The sequence below is a fragment of the Niabella drilacis genome (assembly GCF_900101395.1).
Classification (GTDB): domain Bacteria; phylum Bacteroidota; class Bacteroidia; order Chitinophagales; family Chitinophagaceae; genus Niabella; species Niabella drilacis.
This window is the reverse complement of sequence record NZ_FMZO01000002.1, coordinates 187539-198979: the sequence shown is the minus strand read 5'-3', so window position 1 is coordinate 198979 and position 11441 is coordinate 187539. Positions and strand designations below refer to the sequence as shown.

Annotated in this window: 13 protein-coding genes; 8 read left to right on the top strand and 5 right to left on the bottom strand. The window is 48.7% G+C overall.

Annotation, left to right across the window (positions count from 1 at the left end; all coding sequences use genetic code 11):
• Positions 1–354: 354 nt before the first annotated feature.
• From BLS44_RS27095 to BLS44_RS04210, 7 genes are all read left to right on the top strand, one after another.
• Complete coding sequence (locus BLS44_RS27095; RefSeq protein WP_090388805.1) at positions 355–645, top strand: GxxExxY protein; 291 nt, start codon at positions 355–357, stop codon at positions 643–645.
• A 59-nt stretch (positions 646–704) separates the two neighbouring features.
• Entirely contained in the window at positions 705–1184 is a 480-nt protein-coding gene (folK, locus tag BLS44_RS04235) for a 2-amino-4-hydroxy-6-hydroxymethyldihydropteridine diphosphokinase (protein WP_090388804.1), read from the top strand.
• A 35-nt stretch (positions 1185–1219) separates the two neighbouring features.
• Positions 1220–1858 carry a deoxynucleoside kinase gene (locus BLS44_RS04230; protein WP_090388803.1) on the top strand — a complete coding sequence of 213 codons (639 nt, stop codon included), beginning with the start codon at positions 1220–1222 and terminating at the stop codon, positions 1856–1858.
• 28 nt (positions 1859–1886) lie between these two features.
• Complete coding sequence (locus BLS44_RS04225) at positions 1887–3203, top strand: MFS transporter (RefSeq protein ID WP_245729092.1); 1317 nt, start codon at positions 1887–1889, stop codon at positions 3201–3203.
• A 69-nt stretch (positions 3204–3272) separates the two neighbouring features.
• The gene (locus BLS44_RS04220; protein ID WP_090388802.1) at positions 3273–4079 is read left to right on the top strand and encodes a 3-keto-disaccharide hydrolase; all 807 of its coding nucleotides are present in this window, start codon (positions 3273–3275) and stop codon (positions 4077–4079) included.
• A gap of 534 nt (positions 4080–4613) precedes the next feature.
• Complete coding sequence (locus tag BLS44_RS26190) at positions 4614–4985, top strand: hypothetical protein (protein ID WP_143019655.1); 372 nt, start codon at positions 4614–4616, stop codon at positions 4983–4985.
• Positions 4986–5161: 176 nt separating this feature from the next.
• Complete coding sequence (locus tag BLS44_RS04210) at positions 5162–6430, top strand: CinA family nicotinamide mononucleotide deamidase-related protein (protein WP_090388800.1); 1269 nt, start codon at positions 5162–5164, stop codon at positions 6428–6430.
• A 7-nt stretch (positions 6431–6437) separates the two neighbouring features.
• On the opposite strand, the gene BLS44_RS04205 is transcribed toward BLS44_RS04210, so the two are convergent.
• The 4 genes from BLS44_RS04205 to BLS44_RS04190 all read right to left on the bottom strand — a co-directional run bounded on the left by BLS44_RS04205 (position 6438) and on the right by BLS44_RS04190 (position 9615).
• On the bottom strand, positions 6438–6953 hold the full coding sequence (locus BLS44_RS04205) for a 5' nucleotidase, NT5C type (RefSeq protein WP_090388799.1): 516 nt from the start codon (positions 6951–6953) through the stop codon (positions 6438–6440).
• A gap of 37 nt (positions 6954–6990) precedes the next feature.
• Complete coding sequence (locus tag BLS44_RS04200; RefSeq protein WP_090388798.1) at positions 6991–7737, bottom strand: HNH endonuclease; 747 nt, start codon at positions 7735–7737, stop codon at positions 6991–6993.
• Between the two features lie 147 nt (positions 7738–7884).
• Entirely contained in the window at positions 7885–8406 is a 522-nt protein-coding gene (locus BLS44_RS04195) for a GNAT family N-acetyltransferase (RefSeq protein WP_090388797.1), read from the bottom strand.
• Between the two features lie 111 nt (positions 8407–8517).
• Positions 8518–9615: a DUF3810 domain-containing protein gene (locus tag BLS44_RS04190; RefSeq protein ID WP_090388796.1), complete on the bottom strand. Its 1098-nt coding sequence runs from the start codon at positions 9613–9615 to the stop codon at positions 8518–8520.
• A 60-nt stretch (positions 9616–9675) separates the two neighbouring features.
• On the opposite strand from BLS44_RS04190, the gene BLS44_RS04185 reads away from it, so the two are divergent.
• A complete protein-coding gene (locus BLS44_RS04185) occupies positions 9676–10230 on the top strand; it encodes a GNAT family N-acetyltransferase (RefSeq protein ID WP_090388795.1) in 555 nt (184 codons plus the stop codon).
• 2 nt (positions 10231–10232) lie between these two features.
• On the opposite strand, the gene BLS44_RS04180 is transcribed toward BLS44_RS04185, so the two are convergent.
• The gene (locus BLS44_RS04180) at positions 10233–11423 is read right to left on the bottom strand and encodes a M20 metallopeptidase family protein (RefSeq protein WP_090388794.1); all 1191 of its coding nucleotides are present in this window, start codon (positions 11421–11423) and stop codon (positions 10233–10235) included.
• Positions 11424–11441: the final 18 nt, after the last annotated feature.

Below are 11441 nucleotides of genomic sequence, written 5' to 3'. Positions count from 1 at the left end.
ACTGCAGCTTTTGCCTTTAACCACTATTCCTAAAATTAACCTGACGCGCATGCGATGGCTATCGGGAGCGCGTCAAGATAAAAAACAGGTCTATTGCCATAAAATGTAGTATGAATAAGCCTTTGGAAGCCGAAAAAGACCTCATCTTTTGATAGCAGGCGCAGCGCGCCGCAAATAATGGTAACATGCACTTCCAGGGACTTACCCGTAGCCGCAGCGCGGCGGGAATCTTTTCGGGGGAGACTTATATTACCGGTGCGCTGCACCTCTGTTCCGTCTCCTGTCCATTGCTAATAAGAGCGACGCTGCGCTGCAGCTTTTGCCTTTAACCACTAAATTCCTAAAATTAACCTGATGCGCATGCGATGGCTATCGGGACTCACAGAGGTGAAAGAGCCTTTACTTTACAAAGGAAAAACGCAGGATATGGATTTCAGATGCGATCTATTGGTAAAGCGGAGCATTGGCGTGGAGCTAAAACCGGTACAGGATATAATACCGTTATATGAAGCGCAGTTGCTACCCTATAGGGAACTGCCACAATGCCCTAAGGGCATTCTTATAAATTTCAATTGCTCAAATATTTTTAAGAAAGGCCAAAAAACCATTGTTAATGAGTATTTTAGCAAATTACCGGTCCAATAATCACGATATTTCCACGTGGTTAATTAAAAAGAATCAGGTAATTCCAATACATCTTACAAATGAACCAGGCATTTTTACTCATAGGCGGAAATCTGGGCGACCGTGCCGCCAACCTGGCCGGGGCCAGGAGCCGGATCCGTCAGGCAATCGGAGCCATCCGGAAGGCTTCAGCCATCTACGAAACCGCAGCCTGGGGGCTGGTGGATCAGCCCGATTTTTATAACCAGGCGCTCCTGGTAACCACCTCCCTGCAGCCGGAGCCGCTGATGCACCGGATCCTGGAAATAGAAGCCGCGATGGGGCGTATCCGGAACGAACGGTATGGCCCGCGGGTGATCGATATCGACATTCTATTATATAACGATCTGATCTGTCAATCGCCCGTGGTTACCCTGCCCCATCCCCGGATGGCCGAACGCCGGTTTGTATTAGCTCCCCTGGAAGAAATTGCGCCGGAGACGATCCACCCTCAGCTGCAGCAGACCATCCATCAACTGCTGTTGCAGGTGCAGGATCCCTCCCCGGTAAAAAAAATATAAGGTTTCAAAATTGTACTTACTTTGCAGCCGGTCACATGCAGTACGATTTTATTACCATTGAGGGCAATATAGGAGCAGGGAAAACAACCCTCGCCACGGCGCTGAGCGGCAGGTATAATGCCCGCCTGGTGCTGGAAGAATTTGCAGACAACCCTTTTCTTCCTAAATTCTATGAAAACCCGCAGCAGTTTGCGTTTCCGCTGGAGCTTTTTTTTATGGCGGAGCGGTATAAGCAGCTGCAGGAATTGCTCCTGCAAAAAAATATGTTCCAGCAGCTGACCATCAGCGATTACCTGTTTACAAAATCCCTGCTTTTTGCTAAAGTAACCCTGTCTGCAGATGAATACAGGCTTTACCAGCGCCTGTTCGATATCATCCAGCAGCAACTGATACAGCCCCAGCTCCTGATATACCTGCACGCCCCGGTAAAAAAGCTGCAGGATAATATAAAAAAAAGGCAGCGTGGTTATGAGCAAAACATACCGGACACCTACCTGCAAAGCATCCAGGAAACCTATCTCCAGTATATCCGGCAGCTTCCGGTTCCCATTTTATTTGTAGATGCTTCCCATGCCGATTTTATCACCAACGACCGGCATCTTAACATCATCATGACCGCACTGGACAGGACCTATACCCCGGGCCTGCACCCGGTTGAGCTTTCACCAGTTTAAGCAGAAAGCAAAAGCAGGCGCCCGGGCAATGCTACGCCATTGTTCACTATTGAATCCTGAAACAGTTACCTTTGCCCCTTCAATGGAAGATGAGCAACAGCCTGTAGTACAGGTTACCAATGATCCGCTGGGCGCCGTACGCGTGCCCGAATACAGGAATCTGATGACCGGGCGCTTTTTATTTGTATGCGCTATGCGTATGATCACGACCGTTGTGGGATGGTGGATCTACCAGCTTACGAAAGACCCGCTGGCGATCGGGCTGATTGGCCTTTCTGAAGTGATCCCGGCCCTTTTACTGGCGCTTTATTCGGGGCATAAGGTCGATGTCAGCGACAAACGGAAGCTCCTTCTCCGCTCTGTTGCCGGTTATTTTTTCGCGGCCGGCTTCCTGCTTTTTCTATCGACAGACCTTGCCGGAAAAACCTTTCACATCCGGCATATTACCTGGTGCATCTATGGGACCTTCTTCTTTACCGGTATTCTCCGGTCTTTTGCAGGTCCTTCGTTAAACTCGATGATCGCTACCATTGTTCCCCGGCAGCTGTTGCAAAACGCTACCACCTGGAACCAGGGCACCTGGCTCTCGGCTTCTGTTACTGGGCACGCGCTGGGAGGATTCCTGATCGCACTTTACGGCATCACCAATACACTGGCCGTGATCGTTACGCTCATATTTGCAGCCCTCCTTATACTTACGCAACTGAAGCCCAAACCTCCTTTTAAAGGCAATGCTGAAAAAAAGACCTGGGACAGCGTCGCCGAGGGCGTACGGTTCGTATTCCGGACAAAGGCACTGCTGGCTGCAATGGCGCTGGATATGTTTGCCGTGCTTTTTGGCGGAGCGGTTGCAATGATCCCGGTGTTTGCGTCCGATATCCTGAAGATCGGGCCCATGGGATATGGCTGGCTGAATGCGGCCTCCGATATCGGCTCCATCGTCATTGTTTTAATACTGACCTTCTCGCCTATGAGGAAGGCCCAGGGCAAAAAAATGCTGATCGCCGTTGCCGGGTACGGCACCTGCATCATCCTGTTTGGCCTCTCCAAATGGTTCCTGCTTTCTTTTTTTGCATTGCTGGTATCCGGTATCCTCGACGGCATCAGCGTTGTAGTACGGGGTACGGTTATGCAATTGCTCACGCCGGATCATATGCGGGGCCGGGTCAGCAGTGTCAGCGGCATGTTTGTAACCAGCAGCAATGAATTCGGGCAATTCGAAAGCGGAATGATGTCCCGCGTACTGGGCGTTATTCCTTCTGTAATTTTTGGCGGGGGCATGACGCTGATCGTGGTGATCACTACCTGGCTGAAAGCCCCCACGCTAAGGAAGTTTGAGTATTAAGCTTTATAAGGCCTGGTATGTCCCGTTGAAAATTAAGATCCGATTCCCTATCTTTATCCAAACCATTTTATGTTTACAAGGCACTTTTTCTTTGCGCTGCTTTCTTTTACAGTACTGATCAGCGCAGGTTGCTCCGCATCGCGTCATCGTACAGCAGAACAGGAAGGCTGGGTCTCCCTGTTCAACGGCAAAAACCTGGATAACTGGATCGTTAAGATCCATCATCATGAAACCGGTGATAATTATGCCAACACCTTCCGCGCCGAAGATGGCATCATTAAAGTGCGCTATGACGGTTATGATCATTTTAATGAGCGCTATGGCCACCTGTATTATAAAACACCGTTGTCACATTATCACCTGAAATTTGAATACCGCTTCCTGCCCCAATCCGACTGGCGTAAGGACGCACCGGAATATACGATCGAAAACAGTGGTATCATGTACCATTCCCAGGATCCGCGCACCATGCCAAAAGAACAGGACTGGCCCATCTCCATCGAAATGCAGCTGCTCGCCGGCCTGTCAGACGGGAATCCCAGGACAACCGGCAATATGTGTTCACCGGGTACGCATATCTTTTACCAGGGCAAACTGGATACCCGGCATTGCATCAACTCCACTTCCAAAACCTATCCGCCGGGGCAATGGGTGAAGGGCGAGCTGATCGTACACGGCGATTCGCTGATCACGCATGTCATTGAAGGCGACACGGTGATGCAATACTCCAAACCCCAGATCGGCGGCCCCGTGGTGAACCGGTATGCCCCTGAACAGAAAATTGACGGAAAACCGCTTACCGCCGGTTATATTGCCCTGCAAAGCGAAGGGCAGCCGATCGACTTCCGGAATATACAATTGAAAGTGATTCAATAGACTCCGGTTCAATTTCCCCTTTTAGATCTCATTGTTCTGATACAGCTGCACATTTTAAAACCAGCCATTGCCCCTTTAAGGCGTCCAGTTTTTTTGTACATTTAAAATGCAGGAAACACAAACACCCGTTGCATCAATAGCAGCATGAACCGCAGATTTTACATTCTTCAAACCTTGTTATTCCTTTCCGCAGGTTGTATAACGGGTCAAAGGGCTATAGACAATAAGAGCAGCAATTATAAGCGGGACACATTAACCCTGCTTGACCAATCGAGGGGCAGGAAAATACCCGTTGCCTTCTACGCGCCCAAAATCAAAAACCCTAAAATCGTAATTTTCAGTCACGGCTACGGGCAGAACAAAGGCGGAGACTATTTGGCGTATTCTTACTTGACGGCATATCTGGCGTCTGAAGGCTATTTCGTTGCAAGCATTCAGCACGAACTTCCAACGGACAGCCTTATGCCTTTAACAGGAGTGCCGCAAATAGTGCGGCGGCCTTTTTGGGAGCGGGGCGTTGCTAACATCTTGTTTGTGATAAATGAACTGAAGAAAAACAACCGGCAACTGGACTTCAGCCATATCGCATTAATTGGCCATTCAAACGGGGCAGACATGACCGCACTATTTGCGCAGCAATACCCGGGCATTGCCGATAAAATTATTACGCTGGATAACAGGCGTATGGCCTTACCCAGAACCAACCATCCAAAGGTATATTCATTACGCTCCAGTGATCAGCCAGCCGATGATGGAGTATTGCCATCAGAAGAGGAGCAGAAAAAATATTCAATAACGATCATAAAGCTGCCTCGTACAATTCATAATAATATGGATAACAAAGGCACCCTGCAGCAGCATCAGGAAATAACTGATCATATATTGAGATTCCTAAATGACCGATAGCCCCCAACTGCCATCGCCTCCGGTTTACTATTCAAAACACCTGGCCGCGCACGGAAATCGTTCATTGAAGCCGTTTAACCGTTTAGAAGCGGTACCTGAAAAATTTCAAACAGCCGGGTTAAACAGATCGCGAATCGGATAAATTCAGGATATTTGTTCCTTACAGAATAAAAAATATGAACGCGTCCATAATTACGATCGGCGATGAGTTATTGATCGGTCAGACCATTGATACCAACAGCGCTTTTATTGCACAGGAATTTAACAAAGTGGGGATCTGGGTCAAACGGAGGGTGGCGGTCGGAGACGTTGCCGGAGACATCAGGGCAGCGCTGGATGAAGAATCGAAACAGGCACAGATCATTATCCTTACCGGCGGGCTGGGACCTACAGCGGATGATATTACCAAGCCGCTTTTAAATAACTATTTCGGGGGAAAAATGGTTATCGATCCCAAAGTAGCCGAACATATTGAATACCTGTTTCGCGAAGTATACCGCCGGTCCGGTCCTATTGAAGAGCGCAACAAAAAACAAGCGGAAGTGCCGGATGTAGCCAGGGTATTGCACAATGCCCGCGGATCTGCGCCCGGTATGTGGTTCGAAAAAAATGTAGATGGCCGTACCGTGGTCTTTGTTTCGTTACCGGGTGTACCGCATGAAATGAAGGGCTTGCTGATTGATGAAGTGATCCCCCGGCTGCTCAGGCATTTCAAATTCCCGTTCATTGTACACCGCACTGCTTTCACCGCAGGAATGGGCGAGTCCATGGTAGCTGAGCGGCTGCCGGATTTTGAAGCCGCCCTTCCCCGGCATATTAAACTGGCCTACCTGCCCAGCTATGGCATTGTAAAGCTACGGCTAACCGGCCAGGGGCATAAAGAACAACAACTAACCGATGAGGTTGACTTACAGTTTGACCAGATGACGGCGCTGCTGGAAGACATCATCGTTTCCAAAAAGGATGAGCCCATTGAACAGGTAATTGGTCATTTGTTGTTAAAGCAACAAAAGACCATGGCCACTGCCGAAAGCTGTACCGGGGGCAACGTGGCCCACTGGATCACCCGGGTACCCGGATCCTCCGCCTACTATAACGGTAGTATTGTTTCCTATTCCAATATCATCAAGGAAGCATTGCTGCAGGTTCCCGCCGGGGTCCTGCGGGCACAGGGCGCTGTTAGCAGCGAAACCGTAGAAGCCATGGTAAAAGGCGCATTACAACAATTGGGCGCCGACTATGCAGTGGCCACATCGGGCATTGCAGGACCAGACGGCGGTACTCCGCAAAAACCGGTGGGCACTATCTGGATCGCGGCCGGCAGCCAGGATCGTATCGTAACGAAGCTGCTGCAGCTGCGGTTCGACCGGGAACAGAACATCGAGATCACCACTATGCAGGCACTTTTACTGCTTCGCAGGATGATCCTGGACCAGGAGGGATAAGATACGCTTATAACAGTACCCCCGCTACTTCCTGCCAGCTGGCCACGCGGACATGTTTCCCGGGATCTTTCATCTGATTATGCGGCTGCGAATACAACAGAGTCCGGCCCCCGAAATGATCCAGGTTCTTAAAATGATCATCCAGCATGATGTCCCCGTGAACAACCTTCTTAGAGCCACAGAGTACCAGTTGTTCCCAACTGAGAAACGGGAAATGTTGTTGCAGCCACCGGTACTTTTCATACAGGCTCAACGGAAACTCCATCGCTGAGGATACGATATAGACCTCATATTGCCGGTTCAGGTGCGCCATCACCTCCACGCTCCCCGGCATTACGGGCGCTTCCAGGAAAAAGCCCGGTGTATTCACATAGGTCCTTACATTCCTGAAAGCCTCTCTTTCGGTCTTTCCAACAACAGCTGCCGCTTCCTGAACAATTCCCAGATCCGCTTTTTCATATTTCCGGAACTGGCTGTAGACATCCGCCAGCACACCATCCATATCAATAATTAAACGTTCCATAATCTAAACTCAGAACAGCACTGTAAAAGTACCGGGGTCAATGTATCATACTTGCAGACTTACCTCCCTTAATTATTATTCGCAATTCGTCAACGCTTAACCAGGGATTTCTTTTGTGGATCATCCTATGGCAATTTGCGCAAAGCATTGAAAATTCCCCGGGTTTTATTTCCAGCTCCATTGTCAACTCAGAAATCGGGATATTATGATGAGCCTCTATAAAACCGCTTCCATGTGCCCCATAAACATCAGTGTATGAAAAGTCACAACACTCGCATCGCATCAAAGGGTCCCTTTCATAATGTAGTCGCTTAGCCAATTCAACCACTTTGCGATTTCTTTCTCTTAAAATATGAGTTATTATAATCTGCCTTCCCTCTTTATATACGGCTTGTTCATCAGCAAAACCTTCCCCACTTAAATCATCCGGTAACTGATTTTCAAAAAAACAACACACTTTATGAACCTCTTTATTTGGCCTGTATACCAAATGTTCCCGCAAGGCCTTTAAAGCCAAAGCCAGCTGTCCCTCTCCATAATCTTCATAGATCTTTTTTAAATAAAATGAGTAAGCTGCTGCACTCATAGCACGCTTATATATCTTCCCTTTAAGCAACTGTTGATGTATATGAATAAAATACCCGGCAGTCGTTTTATCAATATCCTTTAAAGCCACCTCGCGTTGTATATCGGCTTTTTTTGTTTCCCCACTTATAACGCTCCTACCCAGCTCATATATCAAAGCAAAATGAACATCTGTATAAGGTTCATGTCTTTTTTTCATTATTCTTTAGCTTATCATTAAATCTCATTTTGCCTGATCCGATCCCTGCTTTCCATGTAATATCCGCTCTAGATACAGATCCGTATCCTCACCCGTTCAATGCAGTCACAAAAAGGATTAACAATTCCCAGAGTCGATCAAATCCCTCTATGCGGCTTCAAACTCCTTGGCATAAACCACGATGCCGGAAACATTCTTAAGGCCGAGCTCCACCAGCTCAACAGCCATAAAGGCTTCATCCGGTACATCAAAGGGAGCCTGTATATTCCACCGGGAGGCCGGCTGAAAACCAAATTTCGGGTAATAGGTTTCGTGCCCCAATACAATAACGGAAAGATAACCGATCTCACGCGCCTTATTCAGCCCGGCCCTGATCAGCGCCGCACCAATCCCCTGTCTTTGGAAAGCAGTACGGACCGCTATCGGAGCCAGCGCCAGGCTGTCGAAGCAGTGATTGAGACTGTCGATAATTTTAATTTTGGTAAAAAGCACATGCCCGATGATCTCCCCGTCCTTTTCCGCTACGAGCGAAAGCCCGGGAACAAAAGCATTACTGTTTCTGAGAAGGTCTACCAGGTTTGCCTCTTCTGCCCTTCCAAAAGCCTCTTCGTTTACATCTGAAATGGCCGCTACATCCGCACTGTGCTCTTCCCGAATCAATACATCCATTGATCTGAAATTTTACCAAATTTAAGAAAGGAACCGCGTAAATAAAACCCGCAGCCAAATCTTTACGAAACTTTAAAACTACGAAACCGGTCGCACCACCCCTCCGGGCCGTCAAATGGCCTCCTTTCCGTATTTCTTATACCAGGCAACCAGCCAGAACACGACTTCATCATACGCATCCTCCCCCGCGGGCTGATTGTTCGCCTTCAGGTAGCTGCCATACAACCAATCGATCACTTTTTCTACCCGGTTCCGGTATTTTTCGTAAAAGGCACGATAATCGGCAAAATCCTTTTGTACCTGGGGATGGAGTGTACTGTCATAGTGCAGGGCCTTTACGGAATCCAGCGTAAACAGCATTCCCCGGGCATAGGCATACATAACAAAATCAGTGGCATACTGAAAATGGATCGAAGGGTGGTTCCTGCTGGTTAAAAAGCTCAGGAAATTCGCCTCGCTTTCCATTCCATAGCCAACCTGGTGCCCTATTTCATGCGTTACCACAGAAGGCAGCAGAAAGGCGGGGATCGTGGTATTTACCTGTGCTTCGCCGGAAAAAGGATTGTAATAACCCTGTACCCCCGTATAATTCATCACGGTGCCAAAAAGCGACGCTTTTACAGAAACGGGCCTGCTGTCTAAAAAAGGATATGTTTCCCTTGTGATCCGGTAAGCTTCCTCTGCCTGCCGGAAGATTAAAGGATAATTGTTCAGCGCTGCCCGGTCTTTTACCTGCAATAATGTTACGTCCTGGTTGATGCGGCGGTGCAGCAACTGCACCAGTGTATCCAGGTCCTGCGGGGTAACCCGTTTATCCGACAAACCAAATTGCGCCGCAATTCCCTGACGGCTGTAATTCAACCCCCATAGCGCGTAAAAAACAACATACAGCAAAAGCAGCGTCCTTAATAGCTTCAGCCCTCCTTTCTTCCAGCCGATCCGCTGCACCCGCCGGCGCAGCAGGATCCGTATACCCCGGATACACCGCACAACCAGGAAAACAATAAGGACCATATACAGCAGATCACCCATGCTGAAGGGCAGCCGGCCAAACAGGAAGCGCTGGAACTTCGAAATAAATACATAAATCCCGCGGGTATAATACGCCTCAACAGCACCCGGAAAAAAAGAAAGCAGCTTGATCATCAGTGCCAGCCCGCAGAGCAATACCCAGGCTTTATTATTACGCATCCATTCCTGCCACTTCATACAAACAAATGTATCATATTAAATGAATGTTCATACCACTACCCTTTATTAATTTTGTGTATGAAAATCAATCCGGTTATTGTAACGCTCAAAAACAATGTGACCATCACGATCAGGGCTGCCCTGAAAACCGATGCAGAAGGCTTGCTGGAGGCAGGATGGCGCTATTTACAGGAAAGTCCTTATCTGATTACTTCCCTTAATGAATTCAACTACACCCGGCCCCAGGAACAGGCCTGGATCCGCTCCTTAAATGAAAGTGATAACAGCCTTTTGCTGGTAGCTGTATCCGGTAACAGGATCATCGGCAACCTTCAGCTGAGCGGAGAATCCCGCAGTAAAATAAGACACAATGCTCTTTTAGGGATCGCTGTCCGAAAACAATGGCAGGAGATCGGTTTGGGTACCGCGCTGATCCGTACGGCAATCGATTGGGCCAGGGCCCGCGGTATCCTTAAAAACATCTGGCTCCATGTACATGCAACCAACGGGCGGGCAATCGCTCTTTACAAAAAAACAGGGTTTATTGAAACAGGGAGACAGCCCGAATATATCAGAGATCCCAACGGCGGGTACACGGACAATATACTTATGGGATTGTTTCTGCGCCCCTGATCTCATGAGGTTTCCAGCCAACGCAGGGCCGCATACGCCATCAGCCCCATGCCCAGTTCCAGCGCGTCCTCATCGATATTAAACACCGGTGTATGTAAGGCAGAACGGGCTCCTTTGTTTTCATTGCGCACTCCGAGGAGGTAAAAAAAAGAAGGAAGCGCCCTGCTATAGTAGGCAAAATCTTCAGAAGCCATCCAGATATCCTGTGGCAGCACATTTTCGGCACCGGCATACTCTTTAAAAAAGGAGATCATATGCGCCCCCAGCGCTTCATCATTCTTAAGATGCGGGTACCCCTTCCGGATCTCTATATCACAGGTACCTCCCATACCCGCCACCAGGCTTTCTGCCAGTTGTTTCATCCGGGCATGCGCGCTGTTGCGCCAGGTTTCATCAAGGGTTCTGAAGGTTCCTTCAATCCATACTTTATCCGGTATCACGTTAATGGCTCCATCTGCTCTCAGCTTGCCAAAAGACAATACAGCAGGCATAAAAGGAGATGTATTGCGGCTCACCAGCTGCTGCAATGCCTGCAACAAAGAGCAGGTGATCATTACCGGGTCGATCCCCTTATGTGGCTCAGCCCCATGTCCGCCTTTCCCATACACTTCAATCTTTATTTCGTCCATCGAAGCCATAAATAAACCGGTACGTACACCGATCTTTCCGGCAGGGATCCAGGGCATTACGTGTTGTCCCAGTACCACGTTTGCCGCGGGCGCGTTCAGCCCTCCTTCTGCGATCACCTGCTGCGCCCCGCCGGGCAGCAATTCCTCACCCGGCTGAAAGATCAGTTTAACCGTTCCGGAAAAATGCGCTTTCAGCCCGTTCAGTATACGTGCCACGCCAAGCAGGGAAGCGGTATGCGCATCATGACCACAGGCATGCATCACCCCATCATTCACAGAACAATAATCAACTTGATTGGCTTCTGTTATTGGCAACGCATCGATATCGGCCCTCAATGCTATTACGCTTCCGGCTTTTCCGGCTCCTTGTATTTCAGCAAGCACGCCGGTTCCCGCTATTGTCTTCCAGGGAATACCCTGTAAATCCAGCTGCTCCTTTATAAAAGCAGAAGTGCCGAATTCTTTAAATGACAGTTCCGGGTGCCGGTGCAAATGCCTCCTGTACCCGATGACTTCATCCCTGATGGCCGCTGCGGCTATGGTTACCGTTTCTTTTAAATTCATTTTTCCTTAAATCGTTTA